Annotated in this window: 15 protein-coding genes and 1 pseudogene; 9 read left to right on the top strand and 7 right to left on the bottom strand. The window is 71.1% G+C overall.

Annotation, left to right across the window (positions count from 1 at the left end; genetic code table 11):
• The first annotated feature begins 14 nt into the window (after positions 1-14).
• Positions 15-1,355, top strand: coding sequence for a jacalin-like lectin (locus GGE06_RS08680; protein WP_116157078.1), 1,341 nt, complete (start codon positions 15-17; stop codon positions 1,353-1,355).
• Between the two features lie 414 nt (positions 1,356-1,769).
• Here the strand turns inward: GGE06_RS08680 and GGE06_RS08675 are convergent, their stop codons facing one another.
• Both GGE06_RS08675 and GGE06_RS08670 read right to left on the bottom strand, forming a co-directional pair.
• Entirely contained in the window at positions 1,770-2,600 is an 831-nt protein-coding gene (locus GGE06_RS08675) for a DUF5995 family protein (RefSeq protein ID WP_147321035.1), read from the bottom strand.
• A gap of 23 nt (positions 2,601-2,623) precedes the next feature.
• Positions 2,624-3,208 (bottom strand): hypothetical protein, encoded by a 585-nt coding sequence (locus tag GGE06_RS08670; RefSeq protein WP_147321036.1) that lies wholly within the window; start codon positions 3,206-3,208, stop codon positions 2,624-2,626.
• Positions 3,209-3,422: 214 nt separating this feature from the next.
• Between GGE06_RS08670 and GGE06_RS08665 the strand changes: the two genes are divergently transcribed.
• The 4 genes from GGE06_RS08665 (at position 3,423) to GGE06_RS08650 (ending at position 9,128) form a co-directional block, all read left to right on the top strand.
• Positions 3,423-4,241, top strand: coding sequence for an SDR family NAD(P)-dependent oxidoreductase (locus GGE06_RS08665; RefSeq protein ID WP_116157082.1), 819 nt, complete (start codon positions 3,423-3,425; stop codon positions 4,239-4,241).
• A gap of 269 nt (positions 4,242-4,510) precedes the next feature.
• Complete coding sequence (locus GGE06_RS08660) at positions 4,511-5,398, top strand: DUF4436 family protein (RefSeq protein WP_116157083.1); 888 nt, start codon at positions 4,511-4,513, stop codon at positions 5,396-5,398.
• A 464-nt stretch (positions 5,399-5,862) separates the two neighbouring features.
• Positions 5,863-6,966: a Na/Pi symporter gene (locus GGE06_RS08655; RefSeq protein ID WP_376773521.1), complete on the top strand. Its 1,104-nt coding sequence runs from the start codon at positions 5,863-5,865 to the stop codon at positions 6,964-6,966.
• A 653-nt stretch (positions 6,967-7,619) separates the two neighbouring features.
• Positions 7,620-9,128, top strand: coding sequence for an APC family permease (locus GGE06_RS08650; protein WP_116157085.1), 1,509 nt, complete (start codon positions 7,620-7,622; stop codon positions 9,126-9,128).
• 213 nt (positions 9,129-9,341) lie between these two features.
• On the opposite strand, the gene GGE06_RS08645 is transcribed toward GGE06_RS08650, so the two are convergent.
• Positions 9,342-10,382, bottom strand: coding sequence for a LacI family DNA-binding transcriptional regulator (locus GGE06_RS08645; protein WP_116157086.1), 1,041 nt, complete (start codon positions 10,380-10,382; stop codon positions 9,342-9,344).
• A gap of 138 nt (positions 10,383-10,520) precedes the next feature.
• On the opposite strand from GGE06_RS08645, the gene GGE06_RS08640 reads away from it, so the two are divergent.
• From GGE06_RS08640 to GGE06_RS08625, 4 genes are read left to right on the top strand one after another with little or no spacing between them, the layout of a single operon-like run.
• On the top strand, positions 10,521-11,426 hold the full coding sequence (locus GGE06_RS08640) for an ABC transporter substrate-binding protein (RefSeq protein ID WP_220378512.1): 906 nt from the start codon (positions 10,521-10,523) through the stop codon (positions 11,424-11,426).
• Entirely contained in the window at positions 11,426-12,532 is a 1,107-nt protein-coding gene (locus GGE06_RS08635; protein WP_184930442.1) for an amino acid ABC transporter permease, read from the top strand. The genes GGE06_RS08640 and GGE06_RS08635 overlap by 1 nt, the downstream gene beginning before the upstream one ends.
• Positions 12,533-12,538: 6 nt before the next feature.
• A complete protein-coding gene (locus tag GGE06_RS08630) occupies positions 12,539-13,282 on the top strand; it encodes an amino acid ABC transporter ATP-binding protein (RefSeq protein ID WP_116157088.1) in 744 nt (247 codons plus the stop codon).
• 26 nt (positions 13,283-13,308) lie between these two features.
• Complete coding sequence (locus GGE06_RS08625) at positions 13,309-14,058, top strand: type 1 glutamine amidotransferase (RefSeq protein WP_312883063.1); 750 nt, start codon at positions 13,309-13,311, stop codon at positions 14,056-14,058.
• A gap of 201 nt (positions 14,059-14,259) precedes the next feature.
• On the opposite strand, the pseudogene GGE06_RS08620 reads toward GGE06_RS08625, so the two are convergent.
• From GGE06_RS08620 to GGE06_RS08605, 4 genes and pseudogenes are all read right to left on the bottom strand, one after another.
• A pseudogene (locus tag GGE06_RS08620) lies at positions 14,260-14,382 on the bottom strand (hypothetical protein); the annotation flags it as partial.
• Between the two features lie 11 nt (positions 14,383-14,393).
• Entirely contained in the window at positions 14,394-15,590 is a 1,197-nt protein-coding gene (ruvB, locus tag GGE06_RS08615; protein WP_184930622.1) for a Holliday junction branch migration DNA helicase RuvB, read from the bottom strand.
• A gap of 62 nt (positions 15,591-15,652) precedes the next feature.
• Entirely contained in the window at positions 15,653-16,819 is a 1,167-nt protein-coding gene (gene recA, locus GGE06_RS08610) for a recombinase RecA (RefSeq protein ID WP_116157090.1), read from the bottom strand.
• 60 nt (positions 16,820-16,879) lie between these two features.
• Complete coding sequence (locus tag GGE06_RS08605; protein ID WP_184930440.1) at positions 16,880-17,407, bottom strand: single-stranded DNA-binding protein; 528 nt, start codon at positions 17,405-17,407, stop codon at positions 16,880-16,882.
• Between the last annotated feature and the right edge of the window lie 15 nt (positions 17,408-17,422).

Raw genomic sequence — 17,422 nt, 5'->3', positions numbered from 1 at the left:
ACCAGGAGCCACCCATGCGCCGACTCCTCGCCTGCCTGACGGCGGCGGCAGCCGCACTCGCCGGACTCACCGCGACGGCGCCACCGGCGACGGCCGCCGACTCGGGCACGTTCAGCGTGCTCACCTACAACGTCGCCGGGCTTCCCGACGGCATCTCCAGCGCGCCGACGCCCCGCGAGCCCGCCACGACCGAGATCGGCCGACGGATCGAGGCGTACGACATCGTCCACGTCCAGGAGGACTTCAACCACCACGCCCGCCTCTACGCCGCCGACACCGCCCACCCGTACCGCACCCCCACCAGCGGCGGGGCGGGCATCGGCAGCGGCCTCAACACGCTGTCGAAGACCCCCTACGAAGCGGACGACTTCGAGCGGGTCCGCTGGAACTCCTGCCAGTACGACTCGGGCGACTGCCTGACCCCGAAGGGCTTCACCTTCGCCCGGCAGCGCCTCGCCGAGGGTGTGTACGTCGACTTCTACAACCTCCACACCAACGCGGGTACGAACGCGGGAGATCTGAACTCACGCGCCGACAACCTGAAGCAACTCACCGCCTTCATCACGGCCCACTCGGCGGGCAACGCGGTCGTCGTCATGGGTGACACCAACACCCGCTACACCCGCGCCGGCGACACCATCGCCGAGTTCGCCGCCGCCAACGCGCTCACCGACGCCTGGGTCGGGCTGATCCGCAAGGGCACCCCGCCCACCAAGGGCAGTGACGCCCTCGTCTGCGACCAGTCCCAGCCGACCGTGCCCAACACCTGCGAGGTCGTGGACAAGGTCCTCTACCGCGGCAGCAGACTCGTCTCCCTGAACGCCACCTCCTACAACAACGAGCACGCCGCGTTCCTCACCGGCGACGGACTCATGCTCTCCGACCACGACCCGGTCGCGGTGGGCTTCTCCTGGTCGCGCAACCCTGACTTCCGACTGAGCGAGCAGTTCGGCGGACCGCACGGCGACCACTTCAACGACATCGACAGCGTCCCCGCCGGCGCCCGCGCCACCACCATCACCTTGAGCGCCGGCTCCCGGATCGACCGGCTGGCCATCACCCTGGACAACGGCACGACACTCACCCACGGCGGCACCGGAGGCGCCACGACCTCCCTCACGCTCGGCAGCGGGGAGTACGTCACGACCGCGCACGTGTGCCGGGCCCAGAAGGACGGCCGCACCCGGATCTTCCACGCAAGGTTCAGCACCAATCTCGGCCACACCCTCGCCGGCGGCACGCCGACCTCGGACTGCGTCACCCACACCGCCCCTCCCGGCTGGCAGATCACCGGCTTCCACGGCCGATCGGGCGACGAGATCGACAAAATCGGCTTCATCCACACGCAGCGCTGACGCCCGCGATCTCCCGCGCCAGGTTGCGGAATCCGGGATGTGCGCTCCTCCGGCGCCGGAGGAGTCTGCAGGAATCCCACTCCCCCACAGGTTCGCAAACGAGGATCACGGTCAAGATCCGGACCATTCCCGGACCACGATCTCGTCGCCCATGCCATCCAGCACGGCGGCAGCCTCGACGTGACGGTGCGGCTCACGGCCACCGGCCGCACGATCACCGTGCGCGGCGGCCGAGCTTCGTCCGTACGCCCCGTACGAGGCGGAGGGACGCCCGTTGATCGAACTGGTCCGCGCGGATCTGGCGGTCAGCCTCCCCCGGGCTGATCTCACACTTGAGGTGGTGCACGGTGACCGGGATGCTCACCGACGCGAGGTCGAGGCGCGTCGTCCGGCATCCCCACCGCGTTCGACTTCCTACGCGAGGGGCGTGCCCGCCGCGGGCCAGTGCCGACGATCGGGAATCAATCTGCGCAGAATCCACAAGCCGGCGCGCAGCTTCCAGTCGTCGGGGGAGCGGATTTCGTGAATGAGCGCGGCGGTGCTCCTGCTGATCGACCGCGTCGCTTCCTCGGTCGAATCCGGGTCCAGGAGTCTGTCGCAGTTGAACCAGGCCAAGCCCCGTGCGACCCGGATCCCATAATTGGTCAACAGTTCGTCACTACGGGTGAACAGCTTGTCCAGAGAGCTGAGCCCATGAATGTACCTGGACGAAAGGTCGTCCTGGACCGTGTCGATACAGGACGCCAGCACGTCGTTCATACGGTGGAAGTCCGCGATGTGGCTGCGGTCGTCCGCAGGCGTCGCCATGCGCCGCAACGCCCCCGGCAGGTCGTACGAGATGTGCGCCATCATGGAGAAGAGCACGTCTTCCAGCATGTAGGAGCGCCGGACACTCGAAGCCGCGATGACATCTCGCCATGGTGGGGGGATGGAGTCCGGCAGATCACTGGGACGGATTTCGTCTGCGGAGCCACCGGATCGTTCTGCCAGCCATTCGTCGACGCTGTCCATCGCGCTGAAGTAGGCCGACGCGAGCGTCTCGCACAGCTCGGCGACCCACGGCGGGTTGTTGAACGCGGGGGTGCCTGTGTCCAAGGCTGTGGCGAGCGTCGCCGTGAGGCGGTAGTAGGTGTAGGCGAACGGGGCCCGGCGATCGTGCGTGGTGTCGTACTGCCTGACCCGCTCGGCGAGCGATCCGGCGACCAGGCTGACCTTTTCGGCGGGGAGCGTGGACTCGGTGGTCATCGGGAGTGTGTTCCTGCCGCCCGCTAAGCCGGCACGCTGATTCGGCGGGTTTCCTCGGTCACCCTGCCCCAGTCACACAACAATTCAGCGAAGATGCTCTGACGGTCGGCTGCGACCTGATAGTTCCCGGTCCAAGGGGTCGCGAGCAGCGGCATGTGGTAAGTCGCGGCCATTCCTTCGTCGCGAATTTCCGCAGTGTAGATGAAGGTCCGCGTGAGCAGGCCCGGCACAGGGCCGAGCCTCTCTTTCCCGTGCACAGTGACTCCGGTTCCGTTGCTGTCCAGTACGTACTGCTCTTCCAGGAGGTACAGGGTCACGCCGAACTTGGAGATCTTGACCACGTTGTCGGCCTGGCCGAACTCACCCTCGTCCGGCTTCGCCACGATCGTCGATTCCTGCCGTGGCGCACCGGTGAGCAGCTCGATGGTGTGCATGGCGGTCGCGAGCAGTTTGTTGGGCAACCCGATGCGGCTGCGCATGAGACGACGCCAGGAGGTGACGCGGAAGGTGGCCTTTCCGTGCCAGGTGCCGGTCCCGATGTCGAAGTAATAGACGTGATTGGGCGCGCTCGTTTGGTATCGAGGCATGCCTTCGGGCTCGATTGTCACGATTCGTAGCGTAACATTACGCTACGTGCACATGGCGTCGTCCGCCGCGCGGCTGGGCGGGAAGTGAGGCGCGAACGGCGGACGACCAGTCGGGTACCGGCGGTCGGCCCGAGACCCGACGGATGCGGGTGTCGCCGGCCGGCCCGGCCCCGAGCGGCGCGCCTAAGATCACCGGAACGGGGACGGCGGACGAGACACGGGAGGGGCGGCGGACATGGCGGACGAGCGCGTGTACCTGGTGACCGGGGGCGGAACGGGGATCGGGGCCGCGACCGCGCAGTCATTGGCCCGGGCGGGACACAAGGTGGCGGTGTCCGGGCGCCGCCCCGAACCGCTGCGGCTGATCGCCGAGGAGACCGGCGCCCTGCCCGTACCGTCGGACATCGGGGACCCCGCCGCGGTGACCTCGCTCGTCGAGACGGTGGTCGGCACGTACGGGCGGCTCGACGGACTGGTGCTCAACGCCGGCATCGGGCGGGGCGGCGGGGTGGGCGAGGTGACCCTGGAGGACTGGGACGAGGTCATGCGGACCAACCTGACCGGTCCGTTCCTCCTGCTGCGCGCCGCGCTCCCGCACCTGCTCGACGCCCGCGGCGCGGTGGTCGCGGTGGCCTCGGTGTCCGCCCTGCGCAACGGTGTGGGGAACGCCGCCTACGCCACCTCCAAGGCGGCGCTGCTCCAGCTGTGCCGCTCGCTCGCGGTCGACTACGGGGGCACGGGACTGCGCGCCAACACCGTGTGCCCCAGCTGGGTGCGCACCGACATGGCGGACCGCCGAATGAGCCGGTTCGCCGACGAGGCGGGCCTGGGCGGGAACGGCCTGGAAGCGGCGTACGAGGAGGTGACCCGGGTCCTGCCCGCCGGGCGGCCCGGTGAGCCGCACGAAGTCGCGGAGGCCATCGCCTGGCTGCTGTCACCCGCCGCCTCGTTCGTGAACGGTGCGGTGCTCACCGTCGACGGCGGCGCGACCGCACTCGACCCGGGCACCCTCGGCTTCGAGTTCCGGCTGGAGCCCCGCACCCCGCGGGCCTGACCGACAGTCACGGCCGAGGCCACCGGCCACGCTCGACCGACCAGTCGCCCCGCACGGTCGGGGACGGTCGAGGCCGTGGTCCGGATGGAACGCTTGACAAGGGGCTCGCACCCGGCACGCCCAGGGGCATCCCGCTTACCAAGATCTGGACCATTGCGGCTCGGCTCCCGGGCCTCCACTTCCACGGCGGCAAGCCGCCGAACACCTACAGTGGCCCTCTGCGATCGAAGGGTGACTCCACGTGCCCTTCTCACCTCGTCGGAGTCGCCATGGCCTCACCCTCACGCTCACCCAGCACACGCCACTCCGGGGTGTCGCTCCTGCCGGTCTTGATTCCCCTTGCGGTTCTGATCGTGGTGGCGGTGTCCGTGGGGTCCCGGCTGCAGTTCTCCGAGCGGCAGGCAACCGACACGGTCCACGCCGTCGGATCCCGAGCCGCCGACCGGGTGGAGGTGGAGGCCGTCGTCCAGAGCGTCGACGCCTCGGGCAGAGAACTCGTCCTGCGGGTCAGGGTCACCCCCCGTGGGGCTCTCGGCGAGGAGGAGGCGACCGCCCCGGTGGACGATCTCAGCCTCCAGACTTCCGTGGCGACCCTCAGCGACCTGGAGTTCAAAGCACACGAGCGGCTCACTCCCAAGGACGTGCAGGTCGCGATCACAGGGGGATCGATCGGCGACTACCCGTTCGACACCTACGAGACCGACATCGAGTTCTGGGCACTGATGGGTGGCAAGGAGGTGCCGGTCCGGATGCTCTTCTCCAACAACGACACGCGCTTCTCCGCCTTCACGACGCCCCCGGCCTCCGGACAGGACGCCGTCGTCAAGCTGCGACTGTCCCGATCGACCAGCCTGCTCGTCTTCTCGGTCTTCATGATGGTCGTGATGTGGGCGCTGGCGTCGTCCGTGCTCCTCGGAGCCTGGTATCTGACGACCCGTGGCGAGGGTGTGGTCTGGCCCGCCCTCGCCTGGATGGCCGCCACGCTGTTCGCTCTCTCGGCGTTCCGCAACACCGCTCCCGGCGCACCGCCGATCGGCTGCGTGATGGACTGGTTCGCCTTCTTCTGGGCCGAGACCGTCATCGCCCTGTGCCTGATCGTCGTGGTCACCACCGGCGTGCGCGGCGCCATCCGCTCAGAGGGCACCCATCGCGCCTAGGCGTCGTCCGTCGCAGTCCACAGCAGTCAGACAGCCCGGCCCGCGCTCTCGCCTCCGACCGCGGCGACCATGCTCGCCGGGGGCGGGATGCTGCCCGCCGAGCCTCGTGATCCGAGTCGGAGATTCGTCGGCGGTCAGCAGCGACTTCGTGGTGGGTCTCCTCGGCGGTCTTCGTCCGCACGAGGGGCCCGGGGTGTTCGTTCCAGTCCACGGGCCAGGACCGGATGTCTCCTCCGAGGGCCTCGTGTTCACCGCGCTGACGGCCCAGGCCGACGCCGACGGGGAGCCGGCTCGGACGATGTCGGTGGACTCCACGATCGTGCGGGCCCACCGACTCGCCGGCCAGTGGGCCGGGAGAAACCCGCAGTCACTGACGGCACCAGCCGCTCGTTGCACACGTACGGCGCTCAGCCACGTGCGCCCCTCGTCAGGGGCTCGTAGCCATGATCCATGGCGGAGGCCACATCCGGCAACGGGCCGGACACCAGCCCCACACAGGGCGACGCCTCCGGGCGAGGCCCTTCCGGCGACTCGCCGGGCTGGGCAGCGACGCGGCACACACCATGTTCGCCTTCGCCGCACACCCGTGGGTCGGACTGAGCGTCGGCATCCTCGGCACCGTCCTGATCCGGTCCTCGACCACCACCACGGCCATCGCCGTCACCGCCGTCGGGTCGGGCGCGCTGCCCATCCAGGGCGCGATCCCCATCATCCTGGGCGCGAACGTCGGCACCACCGTGACGACCAGCCTGGTCGCCCTGACCTTCATCGGCGACCGCACGGAGTTCCGCAGGGCACCGGGCGCCTCGACCGTCCACGACTTCTACAACTGGCTCGCGCTGCTGATCTTCTTCCCCGTCGAACTGATCTGGCATCCGCTGAAACACCTCAGCGGGACGTTGACCGATGCGCTGTACGGCACGGACTGGCTGCCGAACCCCGCCCACCTGAACTTCATCCGGGCGGCCACCCGACCGGTGGAACACGCCGTGATCCACACGACCTCCCACATCAGCAGCACCCTCGGCCCGCTGTTCACCATCCTGATCGGCGCCGCGCTGATCCTGATCGCCGTCCGCTACCTGGGAAAACTCCTCAAACTCCTCATGGTCGGCAGGGCCCGCGACCTTCTGCTCAAGGCCGTCGGCCGCAACGCCTACCTCGCCATGGCCTCCGGCATGGGCGTGACCGTCGTCACCCAGTCCTCCACCATCACCACCTCCGTACTGGTGCCCTTCGCCGGAACCGGCATCCTGACCCCGGCACAGGTGTATCCCGTCGTCGTCGGCTCCAACCTCGGCACCACCTTCACCGTGGTCTTCGCGGCCTTCGCAGGCGTCGGACAGGACGCGAAGATCGGCCTGCAGGCGGCCTTCGTCCACCTGCTCTACAACCTCTTCGCGATCATCGCGATCTACGTGATACCACTCCTGCGCCCCGTACCACTGTTCTGCGCCGAGACCCTCGCCCGCATCGCCTCCGAACACCGGTGGGTCCTCGCCGTCTACCTCGGCACCGTCTTCGTCGCACTGCCCGCCCTGGTCATCGTGCTGGTCGGCGTGCTCTGAGCACCACCCCCGACGACGGAACCCGTCAGGGCTCAGCGCCCCAGGGTGATCCGCTCGTCCAGACGGGGGTGCACTCCCGTGAGCTCGACACCGGCCGCCTCACTGACCTGGCCGTCGCTTGCCCGGACACCCACGAGGTCGGCATCCCGCCCTTCTCCGGCGCCCCGCGCGCACCAAGAACCTTCCGGTCAGCTACTCGCCGAAGAAGCTCGGGTTCTTCTAGATGAGCGAAGCGCGTTGCCTGGTGGGGGGGGCGACACCCTCTCCGGGTGACGGACGACCGGACGCGCGACGTGTCCGGGCAAAGACGGTCCGGGCAAAGACGTCTGTGCGCCCGGCCCGGCAGCCCGTCGAGCCGGGCGCGCTCGGTCTCTGTCGGAGCGGTCAGCCTGCGGTGCGGTCGGCCTCCGCGGCGGGGCCTGACAGAGGACGGCAGGCCGTGCCCTGAGTGGACAGCCGATTCCCCGCGTCGGCGAGGGTCCCGTACGGCCCTCGGGTCGTGCACGGACAGGTTCGTCGGCTCGTCGGTGACGACGTGGACGGGGCGCCGCCCGCTCCTGCGCATGCACGCCTGATCCGGCCTCCCTACGCTGAAGGCGTGGGTCTCGCCGTCCTGCCCGGCTCGACGAGAGCGAGAGCGAGAGCGAGAGAACATGGCCGCAGAGGACGCCGCGCCCGCCGGGCGAACCGTGGGTTTGAAGGCCGACGCCATCGGGTTCGTCGACGCTCTCGTCATCGGGCTCAACGCCACCTCTCCCGCCTACTCCCTCGCCGCCGTGATCGGGCCCGTCGTCGCCTTGGTCGGGATCTACGCACCCGGCGTCATGGTCGCGTCCTTCGTCCCGATGCTGCTCATCGCGTCGGCGTTCTACTACCTGAACAAGGTGGACCAGGACTGCGGCACCACCTTCTCCTGGGTGACGCGCGCCATGGGCCCGTGGGCCGGCTGGCTCGGCGGATGGGCCATCACGATGACCGGAGTACTGGTCATCGGCTCGCTCGCCGACGTGGCCGTCAGTTTCGCCCTGCTCTCCTTCGGGCTGGACGGCTGGGTGGACAACGGCCTCGTCCGCCGGCTGCTCACCGTGCTGCTCATCCTCGTCATGACGGCCGTGTGCGTCATCGGCACCGAGCTGTCGGCCAAGGTGCAGAACGTCCTCATCCTGGCCCAGGTCGCCTGCCTGCTGGTCTTCGTGGGCGTGGCGCTCCACAGCGTCTACGACGGCACGAGCAGGTACGACGCTGTGGAACCTGCCCTCAGCTGGCTGAATCCGTTCGGCGCCGGTGGTGCGGCGCTCACAAGCGGGCTGCTCCTCGGCGTCTTCATCTACTGGGGCTGGGAATCGGCGGTCAACCTCACCGAAGAGGTCGAGGACTCCGCGACCGCCCCCGGCAAGGCCGGGCTCTGGTCGACCGTCATCCTGCTGGTGACCTACGTGTCCGTGGGATTCGCCGTCGTGGCGTACGCCGGTCCCACGTTCCTGGCCGAGAACGCGGACGACGAGGAGTTCGTCTTCGCCCGGCTCGCCACGGACGTCCTCGGCGGCTGGGACTGGATCCTCCTCCTGGCCGTCTCCACCTCCGCCATCGCCTCCACGCAGACGACGATCATCCCGGCCTCGCGTACGGCGCTCTCCATGGCCCGCCGCCGGGCGCTGCCCTCCCCGTACGGCCACATCAGCCCGCGCTTCCGCACCCCCGACGTGAGTACGTGGTGGGTCGCCGGCATCGCCATCGCCTGGTACCTCGCGGTGAGTCAGATCAGCTCCAACGCCCTCTTCGACTCGCTCACCGCGCTCTCGCTGCTCATCGCCTTCTACTACGCGCTCACAGGAATCGCCTGCGTGGTCTACTACCGTCGCCACCTCTTCGCGAGCGTCCACAACCTCCTGTTCATCGGGCTGGGCCCGCTGGTCGGATCCGGACTGCTCGCGTGGCTCCTGGTGCGGTCGGTCACCGACATGGCCGATCCCGCCAACTCGTACAGCGGAACCTCGTGGTTCGGCCTCGGCCCCCCGCTCGTCATCGGTCTCGGCATCGCCCTCGCCGGAGTGATCGTCATGATCGCCTGGCGCCTGCGAGCCCCGTCGTTCTGGCGGGAGCGCCCGAGCGTGGCCGACCCCGCCCTGGTCCACTCCCACGGCGCGCGCGAGGAGTCCTGAGATGTCGGTCGTCCTGGGCGACGACGAATCCCCCGGCGCCGCCCGGGCACTGCGCATCGTGGTCGGCAACCGCGACAGGCGACGGCTCGTGGGAGGATCCCCTCCCAGGCGGCCGCCCCGACATCACGCGATCAGGTTCAGTAGTGATCGTAGCGATCAAGGCGGGCGAGCGCGGGCCGGGCGTCCTCGGACGGCACGCGGTACGCGTACCGCTCAGCCCCGCTGCGTCGACTCCCCCGGGACGAGCCGGGACGGCACCGTGACCGGTTCGGGTTCGGCGCCCGTCAGGCGGTCGATGAGGGCCGCCGCACAGGCCGAGCCGACCCGCCGGGGGTCGAGGCTGAGGGTGGTGAGGGCCGGCCGGGTGCCCGGTTCGACCTCGTCCATGACGGTGACCATGAGGTCCCCGGGGATCGAGAGGCCCAGCGCCTGGGCCGCGGCCAACACCGCTTCGCCGTACGTGCGGTTGAGGGCGTGGACGGCGTCGGGTCGGGTGGCGAGGAGGCGGCGGGCGGCGTCGCGGGCGGGCTCGCCGGGGGCAGTGCGCTCGACGGCGGCCGGGAGGTGCCGGGTGGTGCACCACTCCGCGTAGGTCTGCTCGCTGTCGAGGGTGAACGAGTCGAGCTCGGATCCGCTGAGCAGCCCGATCCGCCGGGCGCCGGCGTCGTGCAGATGGTCCATCACCAGCCCGATGCCGGTGACGATGTCGCTCTGCACGTACGGGAGTTCGGCGTGGGCCGGGTCGATCGGGCGGCCGTCGGTGACGACGGCGAGGCCGCGGCGCAGGGCCTCGTTGATGACGGGGTCGCCGGCGATGGGGTCGACGACGATCAGGCCGTCCATCGGGATGCGGGTCCACAGGTCCGTACCGGGGCCGACGGGCACGACGACCAGGGCGTAGTCGCGGTCGACGGCCTCGACCATGGCGCCGGCGGTGAAGGCCGCGTAGTAGGGCCGGTAGGTGCGCTCCCAGGGCTCGGAGCTCTGGTGTCCGGCGGCCAGGCCGATCACTCCCGTGCGGCCGGAGAGCAGGACCTGGGCGGCGGGGTTGGGGCGGTAGCCGAGCTCCTCGGCGACCTGCCGTACCCGCTCGCGGGTACGGGTGCTGACCTGGCCCTTGCCGTTGAGGGCGTGCGAGACCGTGGTGATGGAGAGGCCGGCCGCCCGGGCCACGTCCTTGATTCCGACGGTGCGTCCGCCTTCGGCACCGCGCCCCGCTCCGGCCGTCCGGCCGGTGTCCTTGGGCCTGCCCATCGCCGGGTCCTCCTCACCCTTGACTCCCAAAACCTTTTGGGTCAGCATACTCGGCATTCCGCCACCCAAAAGGTTTTGGGAATCCGATCTCCCTCCCCCCTCACCCCCTTCTTCCTTCTCCGAGCCCCGGGAGCCCCCGTGCGCCGTCCCCTTCCCTCCCTCCTCCGGTCCCCCGTCCGCGCCGCCGCCCTGCTCGCGGCCGCCGCCCTCACCCTCACCGCCTGTTCCTCCGGCCCCGGCGGTGACGCCACCAGCGCCGACACCAAGGCGCAGGGCAACCGCTACGGCGACTGCACGGTCAGCGGCAAGCGCGGCGAGCTGAAGCTGAAGACCGTCACCCCCGGCGCCCTCACCGTCGCCGGCGACCTGCCCTCCGCCGGATGGTGGAACGGCAACACCGTCGCCGACATCAAGAGCGGCTTCGAGTACTGCCTCGCCGCCGAGATCGCCCACCGCGCCGGCCTCGACACCCTCACCATCCGCAACGTCTCCTTCGACGCGATGGTCGCCGGCAAGGCGAAGGGCTACGACCTCGCGCTCGCCGAGGTGTCCATCACCGACGCGCGGCGCAAGGTGGTCGACTTCTCCACCCCGTACTTCGACTCCGACATCGGCGTCCTCGCCAAGCCGGGCTCCGTCACCTCCGCGAACATCCGCGGACTGCGCCTCGGCGTCAAGCAGGCCACCTCCGGCGCGGCCTTCGTCAAGGACGAACTCAAGCCCGAGAAGCCGGTGTCCGTGTTCCCCGGCGACCCCGAGATGCTCGCCGCGCTCCAGTCCGGGCGCATCGACGCCGCCCTGACCGACACCGCGATCCTGCTCGGGCAGGCGGCGAAGTCCAAGGGCGCGCTCTCCGTCGTCGGCCAGTACGCGACCGGCGAGTCGTACGGCGCGATCCTGCCCAAGAACGGCCCCGACACCGCCGCCCTCGACGGCCTCCTCGCCACCCTGAAGCGCGACGGCACGCTCGACCGTCTCTCCCGCGAGCACCTCGCGAAGGCGTTCGGCGGCGACCCGGCCACCATCCCCGTCTGGAGCCTGTGATGAGCGCCACCACCACCGCCAAGCCCCCCGTCACCGCTCCCCCGCCCTCCGTCCGGCTCCCGCGCGTCCTGCCGCCCGCCGCGCTCGCCGTCGCCGTGCTCGTGTGCCTGGGCGCCGCCTGGACCGCAGCGGTGCTGTGGCAGGCCGCGCCCGCCGACGGCGCCTGGTCCTGGACGCTGCGCGCCATGGCCGTCGCCGGCGGGCTCGGCGCACTGGCGGTACTGAAACCGGCCGGCCAGGCAGTACGTGCGGCCACCCGGGCCGGCAAGGCGGCCACCGACCGCTCGCGGCTCGCCGAGGCACGCGCGGAGGCGGCCGACGCCCGCGAGTCGGCCTGGGTCACGGTGGGGGCGTCCGCAGCGGTGCTCCTGCTGACCTCGCTCACGCTCTTCCTCCTCGCCAACGACCACGCCGTCCAGGCCACGTTCTTCAGCCCCGAGGCGATCGCGTCGAGCGCCGCCGACGTCGCCCGCGCCTTCGGCACCAACGTCTTCATCGCCGTGGCCGCCGAGGTCCTGGTACTCGCCTGGGGTCTGCTGCTCGCCGTCGCCAAACTGGCCCCCGGCCGCGCCGGGCGCCCGCTGCGTCTCCTCGCCACCGCGTACATCGACGTCTTCCGCGCCGTGCCGAGCATCGTCGTCATCTACCTCATCGGCTTCGGTCTGCCGCTCGCCGAGATCCCCGGGCTGAGCGCGCTCACCCCCACCTGGGCGGCGATCCTCGCGCTCACGCTCACGTACGGCGCGTACGTCGCCGAGGTGTACCGGTCCGGCATCGACTCCATCCACTGGAGCCAGACCGCCGCCGCCCGCTCGCTCGGTCTGTCCCACTCCCGCACGCTGCGGCACGTCGTCGTCCCGCAAGCGGTGCGCCGGGTGGTGCCGCCGCTGCTCAACGACTTCATCGGGCTGCAGAAGGACACCGCCCTGGTCACCGTCATCGGCACCATCGACGCGTTCAACCAGGCGCGGATCTACGCCTCCAACGACTTCAACCTCTCCTCCGTGACCGTCGTGGCCGCGCTCTTCGTCGTGATCACGATCCCGCAGACCCGGCTCGCCGACCGGCTGCTCGCCCGGTCCGGCACGGCTTCGAAGGGCGACTGAGACCCCATGGCATTTCTCGAGATCGAAGGCATACGGAAGTCCTACGGCGCCCACGAGGTGCTGCGGGGACTGGAGCTGACGGTGGATCAGCATCAGGTGGTCACCCTCATCGGGGCCTCCGGCTGCGGCAAGTCCACCCTGCTGCGCTGCGTCAACGCCCTGGAGACCATCGACGCCGGGCGGATCGTGCTCGACGGGGACCCGGTCTCCGGCCGCGGCGTCGACGTGGACCGGCTGCGCCGGGACGTCGGCATCGTCTTCCAGCACTACAACCTCTTCCCGCACATGGACGTCCTCCACAACATCACCCTCGCGCCGACCGTGCTCGGCGTCCTGGGCGAGGAAGAGGCCGAGGAGCGGGCGATGGAGCTGCTGCGCCGGATCGGCCTCGCCGACAAGGCGAAGGCGCTGCCCGACCGGCTGTCGGGCGGACAGCAGCAGCGTGTCGCGATCGTCCGGGCGCTCGCGATGCGGCCCCGGCTGCTGCTCCTGGACGAGATCACCTCGGCGCTCGACCCCGAGCTGGTCGCCGAGGTCCTGAACATCGTGCGCGACCTCGCCGAGGACGGCATGACGATGCTCCTCGCCACCCACGAGATGGGCTTCGCGAAGGAGGTGGCGCACCAGGTGTGCTTCCTCCATCAGGGCACCGTCCTCGAACAGGGCCCACCGGAGCAGATCTTCGGCGACCCTCGGGAAGAACGCACCAAGGCGTTCCTGCGACGCATCGTGGAGGCGGGACGACTGTGACGCACCTGTCCGCACACCCTGTTCTGGTGGTCCAGCACGAGGCCGACACCGGTCCCGGCCTGGTCGGCGAGCGGCTCCGCGATGCGGGGCTCGATCTGCGGGTCCACCACCCTTGGCGGGGCGAGGAGTTGCCCGCCGACCTGTCCGGCTGGGCGGGTCTGCTCGTCCTCGGCGGCGCGCCCAACTGCGAGGACGACACGGCCGCGCCCTGGCTGCCGCGCCTCAGGGAGCTGATGAGGGAGGCCGTCGACGCCCGCCTCCCGGTCCTGGGCATCTGCCTCGGCGGCCAGGTCCTGGCGCATGCCCTCGGCGGCCGGGTCGTCCGGCGCCCGCAGGGCCCCGAGGTCGGGGCCGTACCGCTGCGCCGGCTGCCCGCCGCCGACGCCGATCCGGTGCTGGGCGCGGTGCCCGAGGGGGCACTCGCGGCCCAGTGGCACTGGGACGAGGCCGAGACGCTGCCCGTCGGCGCGGTGCCGCTGCTGACCGGGGACGACTGCCCCTACCAGGCCTTCCGGGTCGGGCCCCGGGCGTGGGGCGTGCAGTTCCACCCGGAGGTCCTCGCCGACGCGATCGCCGACTGGGCGGAATCGGACGGGCCGGCCGTACGGGCGGCCGGCGGCGACCCGGACGGTGCCGTCACCTCCGTACGGGAGGCGGAGCCCGGGCTGCGCGCGGTCTGGGGCGCGATGGCCGGGGCGTGGGGAGCCGTCGTACGGGAGGCCGCGGAGGCGGAGGGCGTCCCTGTCCCGGTGCCCGTGCCCGGCGCGCGCGAGTGAGGCCGTGCCCGGGGGCGCGGGAATGAGGGGATGGTCCGTGCGCAGGCGTTCGCGTGCGCACGGACCGGAATGAGGAACAGTGCCGCCCATGGCCGACCCGGTGGACTCGTCCAGCGCCGGCCACGAGTTCTCGTCGGACGGGCCTCTCCGAACGGTCCTTTCCGGACGGACCTCTCCGAACGGTCCTTATAGGCCTGAGCCTTCGCGGACCGTCCCCCAGGCCTGGCATTCGGGGCAGCGGCCGAGCCGCTCGGCCGTCTGCCGGCCGCACTCGGTGCAGCGGCAGGACGGCCGGTCCTCGGCGGTTTTCGTACGGGCAGCCATGGGTCTCACCGTCACGGGGGCCGGTGCCGGGGGGCGTTCGGGGAGGTGGTCCCGGTGCAGCCTCCAGGCGGGCCGTCCCGTCCGGAATCTCCACTCTGGTGCGGTCCCGGGGACGCGGCCCAGGATGGCCCGGGCGGCGGTACGAGCCCGAGGTGGGCCCAGGCTGCGGGCGTCGCGACCCGCCCCCGGGGCGTCCGGGCCAGCAGCCCCTCCCGAACCAGGAACGGCTCGGCGACCTCCTCCACCGTGTCCCGCTCCTCCCCCACCGCGACCGCGAGGGTGGCCAGGCCCACCGGGCCGCCGCCGAACAGCTTCAGCAGGGCGTGCAGCACGGCCCGGTCCAAGCGGTCCAGGCCGCGGCCGTCGACCTCGTAGACCCCCATGGCCGCGGACGCGATCTCGCGGGAGACCACGCCGTCCGCGGTGACCTGGGCGTAGTCCCGCACCCGGCGCAGCAACCGGTTGGCGATGCGGGGGGTGCCACGGGAGCGGCCGGCGATCTCGGCGGCGCCCGCGGGCTCGATCTCCACCTCCAGCAGGCGGGCGGAGCGGTGGACGACGCGCTCCAGTTCGGCCGGGTCGTAGAACTCCATGTGGGCGGTGAAGCCGAAGCGGTCGCGCAGCGGCGGGAGCAGCAGGCCGGCCCGGACGGTGGCGCCGACGAGGGTGAACGGCGGCAGTTCGAGGGACATGGCGGCCGCGTCGAGGCCGGTGCCGACGACGATGTCGACGCGGAAGTCCTCCATCGCCAGGTAGAGCATCTCCTCGGCCGGCCGGGACATGCGGTGGATCTCGTCGAGGAAGAGGACCTCGCCCCCCGTGAGCGAGGCCAGGACCGCCGCCAGGTCCCCGGGGTGCTGGATGGCGGGGCCGGAGGTGATGCGCAGCGGGGCGCCCATCTCCGCGGCGATGATCATCGCCAGGGTGGTCTTGCCGAGCCCCGGGGCACCGGAGAGCAGCACGTGTTCGGCGGTGGCGCTCCGCTGCCGCGCGGCCCTGAGGACGAGGTCGAGCTGCTCGCGGACCCGTTCCTGGCCGATGAACCCGTCCAGGTCCTTGGGGCGCAACGCCGCCTCGGTGGCCCGCTCCTCGCCGTCGGCGAGGACCGCGACCGGCCGGTGGGCCGGCTCCGCCGCGGTGGGCCGGCCGGCGACGGTCCCGCCCGGGGCCGGCGTCTCGCCCCGAGGCGTGGCGGTGCCGGGGAGCATGGTGCCGCCCCGGTTCACCGGCGTTCGCCTCGCGTCGGTCTGCGGGAGCGGCGGGCTGGTCTTCATGGCCCGGCCGGGGTGCCGTCGAGGAGGACGCGGGGGACCTGACCGTTCGGGGCCGACGAGGTCGGCCCGGTGGAGCCCGAACCGGCCGCGTCCGAGTCGAACGGCACGGTGCCGGGTGCGGCCACTCGGTTCGCCGTATCCGCCCAGGGCTCCGCCGGGTCCTCCGGCTTCGCCCCGATGCCCAGTTTCTCCCTGATCCTCTTCTCGATCTCGTCGGCGAGGTCGGGGTTGTCCTTCAGGAGGTTACGGGCGTTCTCCTTGCCCTGGCCGAGCCGGTCGCCCTCGTACGTGTACCAGGCGCCGGCCTTGCGGACGAGGCCCTGCTGAACGCCCAGGTCGATCAGCTCGCCCTCGCGGCTGATGCCCCGGCCGTAGAGGATGTCGAACTCGGCCTGCCTGAACGGCGGGGCGACCTTGTTCTTGGCCACCTTGACGCGGGTGCGGTTGCCCACCGGCTCGGCGCCGTCCTTGAGGGTCTCGATGCGGCGGATGTCGAGGCGGACCGAGGCATAGAACTTCAGCGCCCGACCGCCGGGAGTGGTCTCCGGCGAGCCGAACATCACGCCGATCTTCTCGCGCAGCTGGTTGATGAAGACCATCGTGGTTCCGGAGTGGCCCAGCGCGCCGGCGATCTTCCGGAGCGCCTGGCTCATCAGCCGGGCCTGCAGGCCGACGTGCGAGTCGCCCATCTCGCCCTCGATCTCCGCGCGCGGCACCAGCGCCGCGACGGAGTCGATGACGATGAGGTCCAGGGCGCCGGAGTGGATGAGGGTGTCGGCGATCTGCAGGGCCTGTTCGCCGTTGTCCGGCTGGCAGACCAGCAGGGCGTCGGTGTCGACGCCGAGCCGCCTGGCGTACTCGAGGTCGAAGCCGTACTCGGCGTCGATGAACGCCGCGATCCCGCCCGCCTTCTGCGCGTTGGCCATGGCGTGCAGGGCCAGGGTCGTCTTGCCGGAGGACTCCGGGCCGTAGATCTCCACCACGCGGCCGCGCGGCAGGCCGCCGACGCCGAGGGCGAGATCCAGGGCGATCGAGCCGGTGGGGAGGGCCTCGATCGGGACCCCCGGCTCATCGCCCAGGCGCATCACCGAGCCCGCGCCGAACCGTTTCTCGATCTGGGCGAGGGCGAGCTCGAGCGCATCCTCGCGGTCCTGTTCCTTCATGGGGTCCGCCTCCGATGGGTGCGGTGTGTGGTCGCGGCCGACGCACGGGGCGCCGGTCCGTCAGAAGGGATCCGTCTCCTCGCGGGAGGCACGTCGTCCGCCCTCGGCGAGGACGGGCTCCTCGCCGCCGTCGGGAGTGCGCGACTCACCGCCGTGGGGCCGGGTGAACGGGTCCTCGGTGGGAGGACGGGGACCGCCGCGGGAACCGGCGGGGACGCCGGTGTGCGGGGGTTTGGTGACCGTCGCGGCGGCGAACCGCAGCGACGGGCCGATCTCGTCGGCCTCCAGCTCGACGACGGTCCGCCTCTCGCCCTCCCGGGTCTCGTACGTCCGCTGGCGCAGCCGCCCCTGGACGATGACGCGGGTGCCGCGGGTCAGGGACTCGACGACGTGCTCCGCCTCCTGCCGCCAGACCGAGCAGCGCAGGAACAGCGTCTCGGCGTCCCGCCATTCGTTGCTCTGCCGGTCGAAGGTGCGGGGCGTGGACGCGACGGTGAAGTGCGCGACGGTGTCGCCGGACGGGGTGAGGCGCAGCTCGGGGTCGTCGGTCAGGTTGCCGACGACGGTGATGACGGTTTCACCGGCCATGGCGGCTTTCCTCTC

The sequence above is a fragment of the Streptomyces nymphaeiformis genome (genome assembly GCF_014203895.1).
Taxonomy (GTDB): Bacteria; Actinomycetota; Actinomycetes; order Streptomycetales; family Streptomycetaceae; genus Streptomyces; species Streptomyces nymphaeiformis.
The sequence above is the reverse complement of the archived record's forward strand: the minus strand, read 5'-3'. Positions and strand labels throughout refer to the sequence as shown.